The 22908-nt window shown below is 37.7% G+C and carries 14 protein-coding genes and 2 pseudogenes; 7 read left to right on the forward strand and 9 right to left on the reverse strand.

From position 1 onward, the window contains the following. Positions 1-11: 11 nt before the first annotated feature. A complete protein-coding gene (locus tag FNN08_RS12815) occupies positions 12-719 on the forward strand; it encodes a DUF6445 family protein (protein ID WP_260679349.1) in 708 nt (235 codons plus the stop codon). A 51-nt stretch (positions 720-770) separates the two neighbouring features. Here the strand turns inward: FNN08_RS12815 and FNN08_RS12820 are convergent, their stop codons facing one another. From FNN08_RS12820 to FNN08_RS12830, 3 genes are all read right to left on the reverse strand, one after another. After that, positions 771-2135: a family 16 glycosylhydrolase gene (locus tag FNN08_RS12820; RefSeq protein WP_185962667.1), complete on the reverse strand. Its 1365-nt coding sequence runs from the start codon at positions 2133-2135 to the stop codon at positions 771-773. Between the two features lie 107 nt (positions 2136-2242). Beyond that, positions 2243-4819 (reverse strand): glycoside hydrolase family 3 protein, encoded by a 2577-nt coding sequence (locus FNN08_RS12825; RefSeq protein WP_143586414.1) that lies wholly within the window; start codon positions 4817-4819, stop codon positions 2243-2245. 51 nt (positions 4820-4870) lie between these two features. Continuing rightward, positions 4871-6124 (reverse strand): sugar MFS transporter, encoded by a 1254-nt coding sequence (locus FNN08_RS12830; RefSeq protein ID WP_143586416.1) that lies wholly within the window; start codon positions 6122-6124, stop codon positions 4871-4873. 291 nt (positions 6125-6415) lie between these two features. Here FNN08_RS12830 and FNN08_RS16655 point away from each other — a divergent pair. From FNN08_RS16655 to FNN08_RS12850, 4 genes and pseudogenes are all read left to right on the forward strand, one after another. After that, positions 6416-6604: pseudogene (locus FNN08_RS16655) on the forward strand (family 1 glycosylhydrolase); the annotation flags it as partial. A 170-nt stretch (positions 6605-6774) separates the two neighbouring features. Then, a pseudogene (locus FNN08_RS12840) lies at positions 6775-7947 on the forward strand (GH1 family beta-glucosidase); the annotation flags it as partial. 54 nt (positions 7948-8001) lie between these two features. Next, the gene (locus FNN08_RS12845; protein WP_143586422.1) at positions 8002-9525 is read left to right on the forward strand and encodes an MFS transporter; all 1524 of its coding nucleotides are present in this window, start codon (positions 8002-8004) and stop codon (positions 9523-9525) included. Positions 9526-9537: 12 nt separating this feature from the next. Next, positions 9538-10542 carry a LacI family DNA-binding transcriptional regulator gene (locus FNN08_RS12850; protein WP_143586424.1) on the forward strand — a complete coding sequence of 335 codons (1005 nt, stop codon included), beginning with the start codon at positions 9538-9540 and terminating at the stop codon, positions 10540-10542. A gap of 120 nt (positions 10543-10662) precedes the next feature. Here FNN08_RS12850 and FNN08_RS12855 read toward each other — a convergent pair whose 3' ends face one another. The 6 genes from FNN08_RS12855 to pdsO all read right to left on the reverse strand — a co-directional run bounded on the left by FNN08_RS12855 (position 10663) and on the right by pdsO (position 19689). After that, a complete protein-coding gene (locus tag FNN08_RS12855; protein WP_143586426.1) occupies positions 10663-11439 on the reverse strand; it encodes a sugar-binding protein in 777 nt (258 codons plus the stop codon). Next, positions 11429-14347, reverse strand: coding sequence for a gluconokinase, GntK/IdnK-type (locus tag FNN08_RS12860; RefSeq protein WP_143586428.1), 2919 nt, complete (start codon positions 14345-14347; stop codon positions 11429-11431). The genes FNN08_RS12855 and FNN08_RS12860 overlap by 11 nt, the downstream gene beginning before the upstream one ends. Positions 14348-14350: 3 nt before the next feature. Continuing rightward, the gene (locus tag FNN08_RS12865; protein ID WP_143586430.1) at positions 14351-15709 is read right to left on the reverse strand and encodes an MFS transporter; all 1359 of its coding nucleotides are present in this window, start codon (positions 15707-15709) and stop codon (positions 14351-14353) included. A gap of 82 nt (positions 15710-15791) precedes the next feature. Further along, positions 15792-16502, reverse strand: a complete 711-nt coding sequence (locus FNN08_RS12870; protein WP_143586432.1) for a class GN sortase — start codon at positions 16500-16502, stop codon at positions 15792-15794. Next, positions 16492-18687, reverse strand: coding sequence for a marine proteobacterial sortase target protein (locus FNN08_RS12875; protein ID WP_143586434.1), 2196 nt, complete (start codon positions 18685-18687; stop codon positions 16492-16494). Before FNN08_RS12875 ends, FNN08_RS12870 begins: the two co-directional genes overlap by 11 nt. A gap of 225 nt (positions 18688-18912) precedes the next feature. Next, positions 18913-19689, reverse strand: a complete 777-nt coding sequence (gene pdsO, locus FNN08_RS12880; RefSeq protein ID WP_143586436.1) for a sortase-associated OmpA-like protein PdsO — start codon at positions 19687-19689, stop codon at positions 18913-18915. A 211-nt stretch (positions 19690-19900) separates the two neighbouring features. On the opposite strand from pdsO, the gene pdsR reads away from it, so the two are divergent. Further along, the gene (gene pdsR, locus FNN08_RS12885; RefSeq protein ID WP_143586438.1) at positions 19901-20596 is read left to right on the forward strand and encodes a proteobacterial dedicated sortase system response regulator; all 696 of its coding nucleotides are present in this window, start codon (positions 19901-19903) and stop codon (positions 20594-20596) included. A gap of 12 nt (positions 20597-20608) precedes the next feature. Further along, positions 20609-22795: a proteobacterial dedicated sortase system histidine kinase gene (gene pdsS / locus FNN08_RS12890; protein ID WP_143586440.1), complete on the forward strand. Its 2187-nt coding sequence runs from the start codon at positions 20609-20611 to the stop codon at positions 22793-22795. Positions 22796-22908: the final 113 nt, after the last annotated feature.

Below are 22908 nucleotides of genomic sequence, written 5' to 3' on the forward strand. Positions count from 1 at the left end.
AGAATTACATGATGAGTGAATTTAGTATTAATCCTAGCATTAAACCTATGATTAAGTTGGTAGGTAAGGAAAAAACACCTGTAATCGTTATTGATGATTTCGCTACCGATCTATCTGAAATAGTAGATGATGCGGTAAATAATCAAACTTTTGTTAGCGATCCAAACTCTTATTACCCTGGAGTAAGGAGTCGCGTACCACAAGAGTATGTATTAGCAATATTAAAAACTGTTTATCAGGGTATATATAAAGTTTATGATATCCCTCGGTCGCTTAAGCTTAAATTAATGCTAAATTATTTTTCACTGATCAACACCCCAGAAGAAGAGCTAAGTTTATTACAGCGTATTCCTCATTTTGATACTCCTCGTCCTTATTACTTTGCTATTTTGCACTATTTAAACCCAGGCCAACATGGTGGTACTGGGTTATTTAGGCATACGCTGAGTGATTTTGAACGTATTAATGACGAACGAGTTGATGGTTATATGCAATCAACAGAGCAATACATGCAAGAACATGGCGAACTACCACCTAAATACCATAATACCAGCTCAAAGCTTTACCAGCTCTATGAAGAAATTCCTTACAAACCTAATCGCTTAGTTATTTACCCGGGAAATTTATTACATTCAACTATTGTTGATTTAAAAAATGATATTGATGGCGATCCAAGAACCGGTCGCCTGACATCAAATATATTTGTAGAATTTAAATAAATCAGTTCCATTAAGGCATTAATGGGTTTAATGGAACTGTACTTGTTTTAGCTACTTTTGATAGATACGCACGTAATCAACTTCCATACGAACCGGAAAGATAGAGTCATCAATTGGACCGCCTGCTCGTCCCCACATTCCACCGATAGCAAGATTTAAAATGATGTGATAAGGGTGATCGTATGGCCACGCTTGCCAACCAGCATGCTCATTTTTGTAATAAAAATAAGGGGTATCATCAAAGAATATTTCAATATGTTCAGGACTCCATTCAATGGCATAACGATGAAACACTTTATCAACATTAACCCCCTCTACGCTTGATTTACGCTGTTGCCAATTTACCCAATAATACGCTTTATTATGTACCGTGCCATGAATGGTCTGCATGTCATAACCAACGTGTTCCATAATGTCTATTTCACCCGAATTAGGCCAAGCATCACAGCCTTGATGCCCATCGGTGCTGGCATCACAGTTAGTTGCGTATTTAAAAAAGTCGGTTGGTAACATCCAGATTGCAGGCCAAGTACCCTGCCCAGCAGGAATTTTGGCGCGGATCTCAGCTCGCCCATATAGAAAGTCGCCTTTGCCGGATGACTGTAATCGAGCTGAAGTATATTGAGCGTTATTGTATTGCTCTTTGTGCGCCTCAATGATCAATTTACCCTGTTCAACTCTGGCATTTTTTAACCGGTCAGTATAGGTTTGATCTTCATCATTTACTTTACGCGCAGGCCAAATATCATAGTTCCATTTATTAGCATCAGGTTTACCATCGATATTAAATTCATCTTGCCATACTAAGCGCCAATCGCTATCTAAGGTGTGTTTTTTACGTACAACAATGGCATTTAAAACAGGCATCCCAACTTTGCCTTTAAAAGACAGTTCTAACTGAGAATTGGTAACGGCTATATCTGTTACTGCGCGAACAAGTGCCGATTTACTTTTGCCATCTCTAGCCCTACGAATATCAAGATCAGCTATCACTTTGTTTTGCTGTGCATAAACATCAAAAACTCTCTCCCCACTTGCAACATCATTGGGCTCAGCAAATTTAAAAATAATATCGTATAAGCCATTAGGTAGTTTTTTGTTAATGTCAAAATCCCCCTGACGATAGGTTTGAAACACAAACGGGTCTTGGCTTCCTAGTACATTATCAATTACACCAGTGTTTGTAGATAGAGGTAATGTATCTGCCTGATAATTTATATTATCGATACTCAAGTGCTTGTTGCCACCAATATTTATGGCCCAAACCACTCTGTTGTCAGTTTTAATATTTACTTTATCTGATGAATATTCTAATGCTTTTTCAGGCTTGTTTTTTAATTCATTCTCATTTGAGCAGGCCGCTAAAGTGCAGACTAACCAGCACATAATTAAAATTTTTAAAGGATTATTTTTCATTTTAATACCTAATTAAACTAAATTAAGGTGAAAAAAAACTGATGCTCCATAATAGTTCTATTATGGATAACATCAGTTTCATTGTTAAGTCTGCCAATTAGCTATTTTTATTGACAGCTAACCGTTGCATTGTCTGCTTTGTTTGGTTGCAATTTAATTGTCGAGAATGACAATTGGCCGCTACCTGAGGTTGCAATACCAAATGGTAAAGTAACTCGCGCAGGATTTAACCCTTGCTCGACAAAACAATTTAAATCAACACTAAGCTCTTGCCATTCATTGTCTGTAAAACCTTGCATAGCGCTAGTAACATCAATGCTGTATTGGCAATTAGCTTCATCACAATGCATTTCTAAAAAGACTTTATCTGAGAAGCTTTGCTCTTTACGAACGAGCACAGTTAAAGCTGATTTATTTTCAATTTGTGCACGTAAGTCTTCAACAAAAGTACTGCGTAAACTAACCATGGCTTTTTCAGTACCTTTAAAGGTAATAGTACGAGCATCTTCTTGCACGTCTTTATCCATAGTTTTTAGTTTGATACTTGCAAGTTCAACAATAGAGCTGTCAACGCCTGATGATTTATCGCCAGAGATTAAGTTCATTGCCCAAGGAGCTTTAGCAGCATGCTCAAACAATACCATAGCTTTATCTGCATCAGCTGATTTAGCAACAGTCTCATCTAAATCATCCGCTAGTACATTTTTATCGCCATAGCTCAAACCAAAGCCGTATGGTAGTAATGGCGCATAATTAGCGTCATTACGGTTAACCACAGCTTGGGTGGCTGTTTTTGGCCATGAGAATGATAACTTACCAGTAAAGTCGTAGTTAATAGAACCATCAGCTTTAGTAAATAGCACTTCACTTACGCCATTACCTTCACTGCCCGGCAACCATGCGGCAACAAATGCATCAGAAGCATTTAGCTCCGCATTAACCCACATAGGTCTACCTGAGATAAATACAGATACAACAGGAATACCTTGCGCTTTAAGTTTATTTAATAGGGCTAAATCTTTTTTATTACCACGCTGATAATCTAAGTTATCAATGTCACCAATGCCTTCTGCATAAGGTTCTTCACCAAATACCACAACCGCAACATCTGGTTTAGCCTTATACTCACCAGCAACTGATAATTCAATGTTACCGCCAGCAGCATTCACTACATCCTTAAAACCATCATAAATAGACGTGCCACCAGGGAAGTCTGCGTTTGTATTACCTGTACCTTGCCAAGTAATTGACCAACCACCAGATTGCTTACCAATATTATCAGCGCCGTCACCAGCAACTAAAATATTCGCTTTCGGATTTAATGGTAGAATATTATCTTTGTTTTTAAGTAGTACTAACGACTCACGTACGGCTTGGCGCGCAACATCTCTATGAGCTTGAGCACCAATTAATTCTGTTTTACCAGATAATGCACGCTTAGCTGGGCTTGGCTTATCAAATATGCCAGCACGTAGTTTCACTCGTAATATACGACTTACTGCATCATCAATTCGCGCTTGCGAAATTTCACCTGATTTAACTTGGGCAATAGTATTTTCATAAAGAGGTTTCCAAGCATCGGTTGGAACCATAAAAATATCTAATCCAGCATTAACCGTTTGTGCACAATTATCATTAGTACAGCCTGGAATTTGTCCATGACCATTCCAGTCACCAACAACAAAACCATCAAAGCCCATCTTATCTTTTAACACAGTAGTTAATAGGTATTCATTGCCATGGTTTTTCTCGCCATGCCAGCTGTTAAATGATGCCATAACCGATTGAGCACCAGCAGATAAACCGCCAACATAACCTTGACCATGAATATCAAATAACTCTTGCTCTGAGGCAATATTATTACCTTGGTCATCACCATCAATCGTACCGCCATCGCCTAAAAAGTGCTTAACAGTTGAGATAACGCGAGTGTCACCTAAAAAGTCCTGATCAGCAGGACCTTGTAAACCTTTAACAATTGAAGCTGAGTATTCACGTACGATTTCAGGATCTTCAGAGTAACCTTCATAGGTACGGCCCCAACGATCATCACGAACGACAGCAACCGTCGGTGCAAACACCCAGTCGATACCAGTAACCATAACCTCAGTGGCAGTTATGGCGGCGATTTCTTCAATTAAATCAGGGTTATTAGCCGCACCTAGGCCAATGTTGTGCGGGAACAAAGTAGCACCAATAACATTGTTATGGCCGTGTACTGCATCTGTACCCCAAATCGTTGGGATAGTCGAACCATCAATTGAATCATCAATTGATGCTTGGTATAAATCTTCAGCTAGTTTGATCCAATCAGCAGGAGTTGCATGCTTATTATTTTCAGGAAAAGCACCGCCACCATTTAAAAATGAACCAAAGCCATATTTACGCATGTCTTCAACCGTAATGTCTCTTATTTCCGGTTGGATCATTTGTGCGACTTTTTGTTCAAGCGTCATACCAGATAAAATATCTGCGATTTTTTTCTCAAGTACCGCATCTTTTTTAACTGGCAACTCTAATGTTGGCCAAATATCAATATTATGCTGCAATTTTTGTTCAACTGCTGTTACGTCATGATCATTAGCAACTTGTTCTTGCGAACAGCCAAGAGTTGCAAGAGTGATACTCGATAACATCAAATACTTAGCATGTTTAGCTAAATAATTTGTTTTAAAGGTTTGCATGTGTTTTCCTGATTATCTAATAATTTTTTTAATATTTAATGCTTGTAAAAATTAGTTTTTTGGTTTTGAACCAACTAAGCCATAGTATGCAATGAATACATAACAAATAACTGGTAAAAAGAACGAAGCTTGTACGCCCATTGAATCTGCTAAGAATCCTTGTAATACAGGCACTAAAGCACCACCAACAATGGCCATACATAAAATGCCTGAACCCTGAGAGGTATGTTTTCCTAAGCCAATAACAGCTAGACTGAAAATAGTTGGGAACATAATTGAGTTAGCTAAACCAACTAATAAAATTGACCACATTGCCACTGAGCCTGAGCCAAAGATTGCAACTAAAATCAGAATAGATGCAGCAACAGCATTAAATGCTAATACCTTACCTGCAGCAATTTTTTGCATAACAGCTGCGCCAATAAAGCGACCAACCATAGCCCCGCCCCAGTAGTAAGTTAAATAAGTTGCGGCTTCTGATTCAGCTAAACCAGCAATATCTGGGTCACCAAAGAAGTTAACTAAAAAACTACCAATTGAAACTTCCGCGCCAACATAAACAAAAATACCAACAGCACCTAAAACTAAGTGAGAGTAATTCCAAGCACTACCATCTACTTGTTGTTTTTCTTCTTCAGTTTCATCTTCAGCTGCAATGTGAGGTAATTTCATCCAAGCAAAAATAGCAGCTAAAACTAATAACATTGCTGCTAACATAACGTATGGCATTTGTACTGATGCTGCTTTTTCTTGAGCAGATAGGCCTTCTACCGCTTCATTTAAGATAAACAAAGCACCTAGATAAGGAGCTACTGTTGTACCTAATGAGTTAAATGCTTGGGTCATTGTTAATCTTGAAGATGCAGTAGCTGGATTACCAAGGCTACTTACATAAGGGTTAGCTGATACTTGTAATAAAGTAATACCCGATGCTAATACAAATAAAGAGACTAAGAATACTGGGTAACTATGCATTGACGCTGCCGGGTAAAAACCTAAACAACCAATAGCAGCAATAACTAAACCGATTACGATACCGCGCTGAAAGCCAAAGTTTTTAACAACCTTACCCGCAGGGATTGAAACAATAAAATAAGCGCCAAAAAAACAAAACTGAACTAGCATTGCTTGTGCGTAAGTTAGGTCAAAAATCCCTTTTAAATGAGGGATAAGAATATCGTTTAAGCAGGTAATAAACCCCCACATAAAAAATAGCGATGTTAACGAGGTTAACGCAAAAGTATAATTGTCAGATGGATCTGAACCAGTAGAGCTATGTTGTTGAGCTAAGTTTGCACCAGCCATAATTTTTCCTCAGTGTGTTAGGTAATACTTTATAAAACGCGTTTATAAATGTACGAACTTAAATATCATTTAGTCAGATGTATATTTTAGTTACCTTAAAATTATTTTCTGTTGTTTTTATGTATTATTATTGTTGTCCAATATCGCCTATTTTGTTGACCTTTAAACAATTTAACGTTAACCTGCCAATGTAAGCGCTTACATTTATACCATATAATGGCTATAGAGCAAGAAAAATATATAATGCAGCGCATAAAAAACACTACAGATTAATGGGATTAGTCGTCTGATATGAAAATTACATTACCAAGCAACTCTAAAATGTTGCAAAAGGACTTTCTTTATGGAGTCGCTACGGCGTCATTTCAAATAGAAGGAGGCATCAACGATCGCTTACCTTGTATTTGGGATACTTTCTGTGGGACAGATGGAAAAATTTTAGATAAAAGCGATGGTAGTGTCGCTTGTGATCATTACTCATTATGGCAACAAGATATTGAATTAATCGACTCTTTGGGCGTTGATGCTTATCGACTTTCTATTTCATGGCCACGTGTGATGAATCAAGATGGCAGTGCCAATCAGCAAGGTATCGATTTTTACATCAACTTATTAGATGGCCTAATTGCCAAAGGCATTAAACCTTTTGTAACTCTTTNAGTGTCGCTTGTGATCATTACTCATTATGGCAACAAGATATTGAATTAATCGACTCTTTGGGCGTTGATGCTTATCGACTTTCTATTTCATGGCCACGTGTGATGAATCAAGATGGCAGTGCCAATCAGCAAGGTATCGATTTTTACATCAACTTATTAGATGGCCTAATTGCCAAAGGCATTAAACCTTTTGTAACTCTTTATCATTGGGATTTACCACAACACCTTGAAGATAAAGGTGGTTGGTTAAATCGAGAAACAGCTTATAAGTTTAAAGAATATGCCGACTTAATCACCAAAGCATTAGGTAATAGAGTTCACTCATATGCAACGTTTAACGAACCATTTTGTAGTGCTTATTTAGGTTATGAAGTTGGTGTACATGCACCAGGGTTGGTTGGTAAAGAAAATGGCCGTAAAGCGGCTCATCACATTTTATTAGCTCATGGTTTAGCCATGGATGTATTAAATAAAAATGCACCAAATAGCATGAATGGTATCGTTCTTAACTTTACCCCTGCTTATCCTCTTACCAATTCAGCAGCAGATTTAGCCGCAACCAAGTTTGCTGATGATTATAATAACCAGTGGTATATCAAGCCATTATTTGATGGTTGTTACCCTGATACCATTAAGCTTTTAGACGATGCTCACAAACCAGATATTGTTGCAGGTGATATGGAGATTATCTGTAAGCCAATGGACTTTTTAGGTATTAACTTTTATACCCGTGAAATTTTCCGTAGCGATAATATTGAGCCATTCATGGTTGTACCACCAAACAATGTACCGGTAACCGATATGGGTTGGGAAATTTATCCGCAAGCATTTACCGAACTATTGACTAAATTAAATAATCTTTATAATTTACCTCCGGTTTACATCACTGAAAATGGCTGTGCGATGCCAGACACAATTAGTGATGGACAAGTTAATGATACAAACCGTATCAATTATTATAATAGTCACCTTAATGCCTTAAATGATGCCATTGAACAAGGTGTTGATGTAAGAGGTTATTTTGCCTGGAGCTTAATGGACAATTTTGAATGGGCGCTAGGTTATAGCAAACGTTTTGGCATTGTTTATGTAGACTATGAAACACAACAGCGTACAATCAAGGCCAGTGGTGAAAGCTATCGAGAATTAATTACCAATCGATAAACAGCATTAAGATTTAACCGTTCACACTATAATAATATAAAGACGATAATCAATATGACTAAACTTCCATTTTATGAAAAAGTTGGCTATGCCATGGGTGATGCAGCAGCCAACTTAGTTTGGCGCGGTGCCTTAGCCTATTTAGCTGTATTTTATACCGACACCTTTGGTATAAGTGCAGCAGCTGCGGCCATGCTATTTTTAGTTGTGCGTTTATCTGACGGTGTTACCGATATAATCATGGGCATGATTGCCGATAGAACATCGACACGTTGGGGCAAATTTCGCCCATGGATATTATGGTCTACTCCTTTCCTTGCGCTATTTATGGTGCTTTGTTTTACCACACCAGATCTTAGCGAAACCAATAAACTAATTTATGCCTATGCCACTTATATAGGTTTAACCTTGGCTTATACCGTTAATAATGTTCCCTACTCTGCTCTTATGGGAGTTATGACACCAAGCGATACCGAACGCACCAGTTTATCTGGCTTTAGGTTTGCCGGAGCCTTCGCTGGTGGACTATTAGTTATGGGCTTTTTGCCTGATTTAGTTGCTTACTTAGGTAATGGTAACGATGCTGTAGGCTATCAATATACTATGTATGTGTTTGCCGCCTTATTAATCGTGTTAATGTTAATTACCTTTTTTACAACCAAAGAAAGAGTTGTACCAACAATCGATGATAAAAGTAACTTAAAAAGTGAGATAAAAGACCTAACCAAAAACTTACCTTTTATCATTATCCCTCTGCTTTCAATCACCCTCTTCTTTTATTATCGAGAGCTTTATAGTGGTCTATTTTTTACTTTAGTCATGATTACTATGTGGCTTTTAATCAAACGCCTATTAGCCAACCCTTCAGATAAACTAACCGGCACGCAACGGGACATGGTTGACTTATTAACCAATAAACCTTGGCTTATATTATTGGGTATTGGCTTTTTAACCATGATGTTTAATGGTATTAAATACGGCGTTATTGCCTATTATTTCAAATACCATGTGGGTGATGAATTAATGGCCGGTAAATATTTTATTGGCTTACTCATTGTTTCTATTTTAGGGGCGCTATCAACTAGCTATTTATCGGAAAAGTTCGGTAAAAAACCTCTATTTATTGTCGCACTTTTAATTAGTGCAATTCTAACCATTGCCTTTTACTGGGTACCACAAGGAAATATTGCCGCGATTTTCATTTTAGGTTGTACTACCGAGTTTTTCTCTGCCATTATGCCTACCTTATTTTTTACCATGTTGGGTGATTCAGCCGATTATTCTGAATGGAAAAATGGCCGCAGAGCTACAGGTTTAATCTATAGTGCTGGTACTTTTATTCAAAAAACAGGCGGTGGTTTTGCCGGAGCATTAGTGTTAATCGTTTTAGCTGGCTATGGCTATGATGGCATGGACGAAAGTACAATTGCAGCATCATTACCAGGCATGCAATTATTAATGAGCTGGATACCTGCAAGCTTTGCTATTTTAGCGGCAATATTGATGATGTATTACCCATTATCAACAAAGCAAAATAAACAAATGAGTGATGATTTAGTACAACGCCGAAGCGCTTAATACAGGAATATTATGGCTACTATTTATGAAGTTTCTAAACTAGCTGGTGTATCGTTAGCAACAGTCTCTAGGGTTATGAATAATAACGCTAAAGTGAGCGATAAAACTCGCACCAAAGTATTAGAAGCAATGGAACAATTAGGTTACCGTCCTAATTCAATAGCCCAATCACTTGCATCAAATCGTACCAATAGCGTTGGTGTTTTAGTGTCAGAATTACACGGTGGTTTCTTCGGTTTAGTAATGAACGGTATTGAAACTGAATTACGACTCGCCGATAAACACATCATTATCACCACAGGTCACAGTGACGAAGCACAAGAAAAGTCAGCGATTGATTTTTTAATTGGGCGCAAGTGTGATGCCCTAATACTGTTAGTTGACTCGGTAAGTGATGAATATTTAATTCAAGTATCTAAAACTATCCCTACTGTTTTAATCAACCGTAAAGTTGATGAAATTAGCGATAACTGTATAAGTTTAGATAACCAATATGGTGGCTATTTAGCAGCTAAACATCTGTTAGAACAAGGCCATAGAGATATTGCTTATATTGCAGGCCCTGACTGGAAAGTCGACTCTTATGATCGCTTTGTTGGTCATAAAAAAGCATTAGCCGAGTATAATATTGATTTAAATGACAGCTATTATTTTGAAGGTGACTTCAATGAAAACAGTGGTTATAAATGCTTTCATAAAATAAATAACAGTGGTATTAACTTTACTGCTATTGCTTGTGGTAATGATGAAATGGCATCAGGTGCAATGAAAGCGGCAAGAGAGAGTGGATATATATTGCCGAAAGATTTGTCTATTATCGGCTTTGATAATAATATGTTTGCCAGTTATCTTTATCCTGAGTTGACCACCATTGATAACTCAGCCTATCAAATGGGTAAAATGGCAACCGACATTATCTTAAAAGATGTTTATAAACATAAAGATCTTAATATAGCTAAGATTGTTAATATATTTGAACCTAAGTTAGTTAAGCGCAATTCGGTAAATTCAATTTAATTGATCTAGATTGAATTTATACCTATGCCATTAAGTTTCTGCTCATTGAGTAGCATTTATAAAAAACAAAAATGCTACCCTGTGAGAATAGTATTACCTGCCTACATAATATTGTTATAGCTATTTCACTAACTTGATCTTGCCAAAAACACTAGCATCAATATAACCTAAGTTTTTATCACCATTTACCGGAGTTATCTTGTGTGAACCAAGAAAGTGTTCACGCTCAACACTGGCATCATTATCACAATAAGCCAACATAAAGCCCATAGTTTTATCTGCGCTGAGTTTTACCGGAATATTTTCAGGGTTATTAGATGGTAAGGTAAAACTGTCATCAAAAATTTTAATCGCTAATTCCCAATAAACTTTATGGGGCGCGTTAGTATCCCTTTTCCAAACACTGTTTACATGATCATTTAGTAAAATAAAGTTAGTACTACCATCAGTATTATTAGGGCCAATATCTGCCACTTGGTTATCAAGAGCAACATGGTAAGCAAAGGCGTTAAAGTCAAATTGATGATTACCACCAGATGCGTCTTCATCAAGAAATATCTCTAAGCAATCATCATCCCAATACCTATCTAATGGGTCGGCTATTTTATCTATAAGAACATCATCGGTGATTTCAGCTAATAGATATAAATAATCCTTATCCCAGAGTAATTTAAATCGACCTGAAAAGTCTTCCTTACTCGGATATTCACCTATCATATGTTGATCAATTGGCAGCCAAGTACTTGCACTCCATGCGCTATCATTAGCAATGCCATCAATAGTGATTGCTTGTGTTGCAACGGGTACAGAAATAACATCTTCGTTACTGTTTGCGGAGGTTGCGCACAATAGCGCAGCCGGTATTAATGTTGATAATAATTTTTTGCTAAACGCCATTCGTTTGATTTTCCTTAGTAACGCTATTAGAAATTGCCTTGATAATTTGCTGACAAAGTGGTGCTACGGCTTGGTTAGCATTGAATGTTAACACATCCGCTTCACCTTCAGGTGATTGCAAGCTAGCAAATTGACTCGCCAACAATGTCGGATTAAAGAAGTGTGATTCTCGCTCTGTTAAACGTGTTGCAATAACATCTTGCTCCGCTTTTAAATAAATAAACTGACAGTTAAAACCTAACTGTTTAAATTTTTCTCTATGCTCGGCCCTTAAACCTGAATAGGCTAAAACACAGTCATTGCCAAGTTCATATTGCGCTTTTAAAGCACTACAAATTAATTCAATCCAAGGCAGTCTTTGCTCATCGGTTAAAGCAACGCCTTGCTGCATATAAGCTTTAGCTTGCTCTGAATGAAAATCATCCGCCTCGACGAAGTGATAATTAAAATGCTGGCTTAATGTTTTAGCAACCGTTGTTTTACCACAGCCGCTAACTCCCATCACTATATAAAGATTCTTTTGTTCAGCCCTAACTTTATTCTCAGGAATTAACACCTGTACATTATATTGTTTATTTGGCTGTATATTATTAATTTCATTACTTGCTAAAGCCTCACCATCTACTTCGATAGTTAGCTTAGTCACCTTCGATGTTTTTTGATAATCGACATTAAATGTGGCGCCAAGGTATTCACGTTTTACCGATAACTTTTGCCAATCGCTTGGCAGTTGTGGTTTTATTGTTAAGCTAGCATTTTGTCCCTGCAATCCGGCAAGGCCTTCAATAATGCATCGATATACCCAAGACACTGTTCCGGTGTTAAAAAGCTGACTTGAACGACCAGCACGCTCTGGGTGTTGATAATAGGCGCCGCGATAATAATTAGGAATAAAGTTAGGTAACTGGCCTCGTTTGCCAAGGTCATCGTCAGGTAGCATTTTACGCAATACTTGATAAGCTTTTTCGCCTTCCCCTATTTGGTAAAGACTGTAAGCGTAAAACACCGCAGCATGGTTATATATAGAGCCATTTTCAGCTGTACCAGGGAACTTTTGGGTAACTCGGCCGACATCTTCACGCATCTTGGTATAACTTGGCGCTAGCATCATAGTGCCAAAAGGCGTATCGAGTTGCTGTTGTATTTGCCCTAAAATTTCACCTTGCTGTTGCTTATTAGCAGCTCCTGCGAGCAATGCCCAAGACTGAGGGTTTAAGAAAATACGCCCTTCATGATCAGCCCTTATACCGAAACTAATGTTATCGTCAGTGATGCCTCGGCTGTACCACTGCCCGTCCCAACAATGCTTATTAACCGCAGCATTTAATGCTGCAGCCGCTGTTGAGTATTTTTCATCACAATCTAAGTTGTATAAGCGGCATATATTCAGCCAGCAATTTATGGCATAGGCACTGGCTAAAGTAAGCCAAGTAGAGACGCCCTTACCTTTGTAGCCCACCATATTCATTGGATCGCACCAATCCCCTTGGGCAATGTAACTAAGCCCCCGCTGATCACAAGCGTTAATCAGCCAATCCAGAGCTAATTCAACATGCTCTTTAAGGGATACCTTTTGCTCACTATCAGCAAATTTAATGGATTCTGTTAGTAAGCTACTATCATTGGTTTCATTAAAATAAGCTTGCAGACAAATTGGCAACCACACACAGTGGTCGGCATGTGGCACTTGATTGATATATTTTAAGCTTGCTTCTGGGTGGATTAAAATACCATCAGGCATAGAGCCATTAATGCTTTGCTGACCTAATGCTGTAATAAAGGCAGCTCTAGCTTTAGCCGAGTTGATATAGCTCATGCCTAAAGCATCTTGTAAATAATTTCGAGTTTGTGGGTCGGTGGTTAAACGGTTTACGTCACCATGATAATATACCTGCCTTGGCAGCCAATGATTCACATATTCATCAAAAACAGTGTCACCTGAGTCTATATTTAAAACCCCCTGCCCCTTGGCAATATAGTTTTGATAAGCTGTTTTTTCAGCGCAAAATTTATCTTGGCTAAAGTATTTTTGCTTAACACTTACGACTTGCTCATTATCTTTAGCTGGGCCAAATAAAAATCGGTAAGTTTTGCTTGCTCCTGCTACAAGTTTTTCACGATACTGCATGACAGCGCTAGGCACTTCATAGAGCGCGTTCATATTATCTAGGCTAGCGCAATTAATACCATCCGGATTAGCAATACCACCTTCACCTGTAAAGCTGTTTTGATTACAGCACCATGCAAATGGCGGTGTTTCTGCAATTAAATAGGTTTTATCGTTTAACTCACCACGTTTAAAGTATTCTTCGACCTTTTGGTAGGGAGAGATACAGGTTGCAACAATCGTATTATGCTCTGCTAAAAATTCGGCGGATTGATTCATCCAAGACATATAACCTATGGTGAAATATGGATAAATGCTTATATTTCTTGGTTTATCATCTAAATTAGTAACCGCTAGCTGCCACATTTCAATGGCATCATCTTCGGCTAAATTAAGAGTTAAATCTATTTGTATATTTAAGTTTTCAATATGCCATTTAATATCGGCTTGCCCGGCGCAAAACTCAAACTTGTCTAATTTAGCTCGAGTTGGCTCAAAAGGGGCTGAAAATATTTGTCCTGAATCTTCATCTTTAATATAAAAAAATCGTCCAGGGTGATCAGCATAGTAATTATGCTCAGGTTGCATAAAAGTTTTTGCTTCAATGTTTGGTGCAAATGAGTATTTACTAGGCTCTGGTTGCATAAATTGCCCTACCGCATAACCCCGACAATTCATTTGTAGCATCATCACTTTATTCCACAAAAAGCTTCCTGCTTGTGGCAATTGCGTTGCTGAATTTAAGATAAAACTATGCTGTTCTCTATCAACCGATAACAGTTCTTTATTAAGGTTTTCCATCAACTAAACTTCCTGCTTTTTAAGTTCAAGCTGTGCCTGTAACTTGGCAACGTCAGTATCGGCTAAAGGATACAAGCGAATGATAAATACCGAAATTAAAGCGAATACCGCAGGTAACAAAGTCATCAGCAAAACTATACCATTTTGCGACTCAAGCGACTGCGCTTGATTGGCAATATAACCAAGGCTTGCAAGCACCCAGCCCATCATAGCCCCAGCTAACGCACCACCTAGCTTTTGTGCAAAAGCCGCGGCAGAAAAAATCATTGCTGTAGCTCTGCGCCCAGTTTGCCACTCGGAGTAATCGGCAGTATCGGCATACATAGAAAAAACTAAAGGAGATTTAGGGCCAAGGCAAAAACCTATGGCTATCTGCAAAGCAAAAATAAGCCATAATTGCTCAGGTTCAACAAAATAAAAAACGCTTGATAAAACCGTTACACAAGACATTAAAATAAAGAGTAATTTACGCTTATCACAGAATTTAGTTAATATCGGCGTACAAGCAGCGCCAACACCTAATGACAGCATGTAAGCAAGGCTAAAACTACCAATCAAGTCTTCACGCTCAACAAAATATTTAAAATAAAATGTGCCCGAGCTTCCTCTCAAGGTGATTGTCATCATAATGATGAGCGCAAGTGAGAACAAAATTAACCAAGGTTTGTTACTAAACAAGTCTTTAATATCTTGCTTTACTGGGGTTTTGCTCTCGCTGATCGGTTGGATACGCTCTGTGGTTGCAGCAAAACTTATAAAAAATAATAACCCAGCAACAAGGCCATAAGTAAGCATAGTAAGTTGCCAGCCTAATACTTCATTATCTCCCCCATACCACAGCACCAACTCTGGTGTAAGGTAAGCCACTAAACTACCGCCGGAAAACGCTCCGATAAATCGGAAACTAGTTAATAATGTACGTTGTTGACTATTACCGGTGATAACACCTAATAAAGCACCATAAGGTACATTAATAAAGGTGTAAGCTAGCATCATGAAAATATAAGTTGCATAAGCCCAGACCAGTTTTCCAGTATCGTCTAAATCGGGTACGGTAAAGGTTAAAACACCCGCCGCAATAATAGGAATGATCCCCCACAACAAATAAGGCCTAAATTTACCCCAGCGCGTTTTAGTTCTGTCGGCTAAGGCGCCCATAAGAGGGTCAGAAAAGGCATCAATTAAACGAGTAACTAGCATCATTGTACCTACTGCTGCAGCAGATAAGCCGAATACATCGGTATAAAAGATAAATAGAAATACGTCGAATACACGCCAATAAAAATTAGAGGCTACGTCACCACAGGCGTAGCCAACACTTTCTTTAGTACTAAATGGTTTTATCGTTTTTGTTATGGTCATATTGTTCACTGGATACAATGTAAGCGCTTACACAAAGTTAGCAACTAACCATAAAAAACACAATAAAAATCACTTTTAGCAATTAAAAGTTAAAAGTCACCCCTTGATTAAAAACATTGTGGCTTTCTTGCGCTAAATATTGATAATTTTTTGATGACTTTACCGGTAATGCTTCAATAATATAGCGCAGTGGGGTTTGACTTTGTGTTTGCTCAAATGGATAGCAAGTTACTAACAATAAGCGCTCAAAATCAGTTTGAGTGATTTGTTGTTCATTAATATCAATAACTTCAATATTAATGATTTCATAAGTAAATAAATTACCTTCGCTATCTTCGATAACAATTTCTTCAGTAGGATTCAAATGCTGTAAAATAGAAAAATGAGTATCTCTGTGACCAGAGATAACTACAGTTCCCTCCTGCCCTGGAGCAACACTTGCATAGCTTACCCCAGGAGCAAAAGCCAATGCATTACCCGAGTCGCCCGCAAGTACAATTTGCTTTTCATCAACACTTGGAAAACCTAACTTTAATACCGGCCATGTATCAGCCCATGGCCAAGGTTTAACGTTTTTATCCACTTTGGTTTCTTGCCATGCTTGTTTCAATAAATATTGGGCTGCATATGCCTTAAAATGGATAAAGGCACTGTTAAACACCAACAACACAGCTATTGTGATTAAAATTTTACGCAGCCAAGCTTTAACTTGCTTATGGGCTAACTTAGCTTTTGGCTTTGTTTCGCAAGTTGGGAATGCCTGTTCGATAGAGTTTCGAGTATTATTCATCATTACCTAGCTCCGCTTTATTTTTAAAGATAAGTCGCTCAACAAGAATATAAATTGCGGTCATTAGCATTAAGATTAAGCCCACCAATAATTGCATTTTGGCACTAGTTGCAGTTTGCGCTAAAGGAATGCTCTGCAGTGAACCTTTCGGCATAGCGTTGGCAACAGATTGCTGTTTTAAGTATTCATTCACCTTTCTGCTTGGTTGTTTTTCAACGGCCACTAAGCTGGTGTATTTCGATAAAATATTATGTTCAAGAGCAACCAATGTTATCGAATCAATAAGTTGCTGCTTTTGTTCAAGATCATTGCTTTTATGAAGCTTGTAATTAAGCTGCTTTATTTTTTGTCTTGCCCACCAAGTAGCAATTCCAGAGTGTTGATTTACTTGGTTTAATGCTAGTGATTGCTGCCACTGTCGCTTAATTATATTACCTTTGATAACAACCTCACCTTGGCTAGTACTTGGCCAACGAGCACTAATCATTAAAGGCTCGCCAGCATATAGATCGGCTATTCTTTGGGGTAATAACTCAACATTTTTACTCGGCCAGTTAACTTTGATATCGGTTAATAACGGTTGATTAATTTTGCTAAACAGCTCTGTCATTTTTGTTCTAACTTCACTGACATCACCTATGTAGCTAAATGTACCTCTGCCAAGCTGTGCACTGCGTTGCATAAAGTGGCTATTAGGAGCTGAGCCAATTCCTACTGTGTGCAATCTAGAATTAAATAGTTTGTTATTAATTACCGTAAATAACTCTGTTTCATTGCCCACACTACCGTCAGTAATAAACACCACCTGACGAATAAAGCCTGGCTTTGAGTGATGACCTAATGCCGCATTTAAAGCCGGTAACATTTCAGTGCCGCCATCTGCCCGTAACTGATTTATCCAATGGATACTTTGTGCAACATTAGCAGCACTTGCCAATTGAGGTTGTGAATAAAGGGTTGAGTAAGTGCTATTAAACTCAATGATATTAAATAAATCTTGTGGCTCTAATTGCTTTATTGCAAAGTCTAATGCCCGCTTGGCTTGGCGTATAGCTTCACCTGCCATAGAGCCAGAAGTATCAATGATATAAATCATCTCCTTTGGCATTTTAGCCGCGGTTCTCGCTAACTTAGGTGGGTTTAACATAACTAAACCGTAATCATAACCATCTTTAGTTTCTTTAAAAAATGCACCATTAGGAATAGACTCATTGGCAATAGACCAAGTTAAAACAAAGTCACGATCCATTGCTATGTGCTTACTGGCAAGCATTACTTTATTGGCTTGGCGTTTAACCTGATGGTACAAACTTTTGACATCTGTTATCGCTAGCCCAACATTTAAATTTACTCGAATACTCGCTTGCTGAGCTTGTTGTTGATGTATCTGAGGGGGAGTTATTCTTGATGCATCTACTACTTTTTTAGTGTTTACAGACCAACCAGTACCTTGGTTAATATTAATGTTTTCATTGTTTGCTTCGACTAGTTTAGTAACTTGCTCTGCGCGCAGAACTTGTTGTTTTTGTCTGCTTAGTTCAACACTCTCTTTGGGTATATATCTAGGGGTAATAGTCAACGGCAAACGTAAGCTGAACTGGCCATCAATTAAAGGCAGGGCGTGCAGGTAACTTATCTTAATTTTTACCGTTTCACCCGGAGGAATATTAGCAATTGAAGTAGTAAAAAGATTGCTTCGTTCTTGCTCAAGTAAACTTGCTTTTTTGCCAGCAGATTTAGCTTTTTGATAAATTTTCTTTGCTTGTTTGCGCTCTTTTATTTCGCCAACAATAATCTGTTCACCAATATGCATCTCTAAAGCATCAACGGCAACACCTTCTGTTAAAGGGAATACATATACTCCCTCCATCCAATCATTCGAAGTATTTTTAAACGACTGAACTAAATTGGTTCGAGCCATTAAACCGTTAACGTCAACGCTATAATCAGTACTTAAGACTAAGCTATTTTGATAACCTTGCTGGTTTTTTAAAAATAAACTGCCAGAGCTTACCCCTGATAATTCAATTTTTTGTGGTAATGGCTCTGAGCTGAAATCACTGGCATTAGCATATAACATAAAGCTCATTAACAGCGATTGACCTAAGGCTAAATAACATAGCCATGGAAAAATAATGGTAAAATTTTTCTTTATTAAAATAGTTTTTGGAATGGGGGTTAATGACATAACAATTCTCCTTGGTTATGACACTATTTAAACCAAACAAAATGACATTCATTATCTGTTAATCTGACAAAGCAAAGAGCAATAATGATCAATTATGACTCTACTGTTCATTAGTAAAAAAATGGTTGCTGTTAAATAACGAAAACAGAGCTATTTTCAAAGAAAATAGCTCTAATGAACGAAATATTTATTTAATACCAATCCTCATAACTAACTGGTATAAGTTTATAAGTTTGCTTGTTTAGCCACCTCCTCACTATTAACTAATAATTTAAGTTCAACGCGACGGTCAAAGTAATTAACTTCAGATGTTAAGGTGTTATCAATAGGTTCAAGTTCACCAAATGCATTTTCAATAATTCTTCCCTCAGCAATACCTTGCGCAACAAGAATTTGTTTAACATTAGCCACTCGCTCCTTGGCTAATTTATTATTTAGCTCTTCATCACCTTGCTTATCGGTATAACCTGAAAGATCAATATTAAGGTGCGGAGAACGTTTAAGTACTTGTGCTAGTGCTTCTACTTGTTGTTGATAATGAGGTTCAATTTGCGAAGAACCGGTGCGAAACATCAGGCTTACTAAAATATTTTCCACTTGTGCTTTTTCACTATTCTCGTAAGTACTCGCAATGGTCATTACTTCTTGTTGATACTGCTGCTCAAGCCTTTTTATTTCTGCTTGATGCTTGTTGTGCTGATTTTTAGCATAAAGATCTTTATTGCTTAGTTCTGATTCAAGCTTTACTACTTGCTCTTCGTAATCAACGTTCTTAGCAAAAAAATCGCCGGTTAAGGCACCGACTATAGCGCCAACAGGTCCAGCAAAAATACCACCAACAATTGCGCCGGCACTGATGCCGATTGTTTCATTGGTCGATATTTGCTCATCAAGTTCGTCTGTTGAGGCCATTGACGTCGGGCTTAATAAAATAGTTGAAAATACTGCTGCTGTTATTGCCGCATTTACTCGAGTCTTTTTAGTTAATTTTGCTTGTTTCATAATGTTCACCTTAATGTTGTTTCGGTTGTTGTTTTTGATGACTTAATTAAACCGAATAAAAATGACAATAAAATAGGAGAAAAATGAAGAGTTAACGCGCAATTATGACGAATTATGATTGTTTGCCTGTTATGATAAAACTATGAAAGATTTTCGATATAGTAAGCAAATCGTTAAGCACAGAATAAAGAATAAGACGGATATATAGCCAATGACAAAACGAATTGCCATAGTAGAAGATGATGAAGCTATCAGAGAAAATTATGCCGATGCTTTACGCAGCCAAGGCTTTATCGTACAAACTTACCGTAATAAACAACAAGCAATCAATGCCTTCGATCTAGCTCTACCGCACTTAGCTATTTTAGATATAGGTTTAGAAGAAGATTTTGACGGTGGCTTTGATTTATGCCGTTACCTGCGAGAAAAATCGGCAACCTTACCTATTATATTTTTAACGGCTCGCGATAGCGATGCCGACATCATCAGCGGCCTTAGATTAGGGGCAAATGATTACGTCAGTAAAACCATGAGTTTTGCTAACCTAAGTGCTCGTATTCATACCATTTTTAAATTTTTAGATGCGATGAGTAACCCACAACCGGTAGATAAACTGATTGAACGTGGTGAGTTAACTATCAACTTAGACAGGTTAAACGTACACTGGAAAAAGACTTTGGTGAACAGCACCATCACTGAATTTTGGATGATCCATTCACTTGCTTTAAACCCTGGTCATGTTAAGAGTAAACAGCAACTTATGGATGATGCCAAAATTTTTGTCGATGACAATACCGTTACCGCCCATATAAAACGCATTCGTAAAAAGTTTAATGCGCTAGATATAGAATTTAACTGCATCGAAACAGTCTATGGCATGGGCTATCGTTGGAATGATGGTAAATAGAGTAGCAAGTTAATGAAAAAGTTACGCCTTAATCTGACGGTAAAATTAATGCTAGTTGCTAGTCTGCTTTTGGCTATTCCTTTTGTTGGCTATTATTACGTCGATGATATGGAAGAGCTATTAAGGAAAGGCCAAGAGCAAAACTTAATGGGTAATGCTCGAGGTTTAGCAACTGCTTTGCACGAAAGGCCAAACTTATTTAATAAGCATGCAAGCTTTCTTGATAAGCTCACCACAGGTAAAGACTTTTTCCCAACCGAAATCAATACCGCGATCAAACTCGATGGCAAAAGAGATGATTGGCAAAACTTTATCACCTCAGAAAATAGCAATCATTACGATGGTCAAAATCAAATAAAGAAATTTGCGCAAGTTGAATTTGAATTATTAAATCCCGATTCGGTTAGTTTATCTTATGAAACTCATATTGGTCGCTATAAAGAGTTTGTCTACGCATTTTTTAAAGTAACAGATGAACGTGTTATTTTTCGCGCCAGCAATGCCCTTTCTGTCACAGATAATGATCACTTAGAAGTCGCTACTATCAATCAAGATAATCAATTAGTACGCTATGTTTTTAGTAACTTTAAGCCAGGCTGGAATAGCGCATATTTAATGCCTAATTCGAGCAATAAGTTGGCCTTTCCCAAACCAGAAAACCGCTTTCAAGGGGTAATGCATTTAACGCCAGATGGTTATAATTTAGAATTGCGCATCGCCAAAGATCTGGTTGGCGAGAAGTTTTCATTTCATATAAGCGATGTGGACAGCTCAACTAAACCCATTAAAGCGGTCAATATTGGTACTAGCAGCAGTGAAACTATAGAGTCACTGGGCACATTTACCGTACCTTCAAAAACAATCGAAAATATAATAACCGCAAGTAAACGAACGCATTCAACAATCCGAGTTATGGATCAACATAACCGCGTCTTATTTAAAAAAGGTACGTTAGAGAATGCTACTGGTGAGTGGTTAAACGAAGATATTTCAAAAAAAGAACTGTCGCGTTTCGAACAAATTAAAAACATTTTATTAGAGCCTCTTTATAAATTGTATTTAGTTAAGCCAGCTAAGCAATTTACCACCGAAGACTTTGCCAATCGCAAACAGCAAGATTACATTAATAACGCTTTACAAGGCACTCCTGACTCTCATTGGTGGCGCTCTAAAGATAATAAAGCCGTGATACTATCGGCAGCCCACCCTATTTATTTAGACAATAAAGTTAAGGGAGTGGTGATTGTTGAAGAAACCACCCATGCGGTTCGAAGTATTCGTAACAAAGCAATTGAAGGGATAGTGATCACCAGTGCTTTGATTGCTTTTAGCGTAATATTCTTATTTATCTATTCGCTTTGGACATCTCTAAAAATTCGTCGCTTACGTAACCAAGTAGAAGCAGCAGTTGACGATAAAGGCGAGATCAGCGCCAATATAACACCGTTTAAAAGCAACGATGAAATAGGCGATGTATCACGCAGTATGCATAAAATTATTGGCGAACTTGGCCAGTATAATGATTACTTAAAAAATATGTCTTCAAGGCTATCGCATGAATTAAAAACACCTATTTCAGTAGTGCGTTCTTCATTAGAAATGATGGAAAATGATAACTTAGCTGATGCAACCAAACCTTATATGCAGCGGGCTAAAAATGGCATAAATAGGTTGAACTCAATGCTGATGGCGATGAGTGAAGCCAGTCATTTAGAGCAGGCTTTGCAAACATCATTATTAGAAAAATTTGATTTGGCGGCATTAGTTGAGGGCTGTAGTTTGAGCTATCAACAAATTTATCAACCGCAACTTTTTAGCGTCAATATTGCAACCCAGCCTTTATATATCAAGGGAAGCGATGAGCATATAGCGCAATTATTTGACAAACTCATTGCCAATGCTGTTGAGTTTAGTTTAGATAAAGACGCTATTGTTATTTGTTTACATAGCAATAGTAAAAACAATAGTGCGACCTTATCGGTAACCAATAAAGGCGCATTGCTGCCAGAAGGGATGGAAAATAATATATTTGATGCCATGGTTTCATTAAGATCAGAAGAGCAAAAACAACAGCCTCATTTAGGCATTGGTTTGTATATTTGCCGTTTGATCAGCGAGTTTCATAATGGTGAGCTAGAAGCCAAAAATCTTGATGATAACAGTGGAGTTGAGTTCACTCTTACCCTACCGATGAAATAATTTAACTAGCTTTTATATTTTTTGGAACAGTTTATGCTTACTTATAGTTTGGTAATTCAATTTACTAAACTATAAGCTTATTTGCATTTAGACTGTGCAAAAATCACATGAGA

Origin of the sequence: Thalassomonas sp. M1454, from assembly GCF_007097525.1 — a bacterium.
In the GTDB taxonomy this organism is placed as follows: domain Bacteria; phylum Pseudomonadota; class Gammaproteobacteria; order Enterobacterales; family Alteromonadaceae; genus Thalassotalea_A.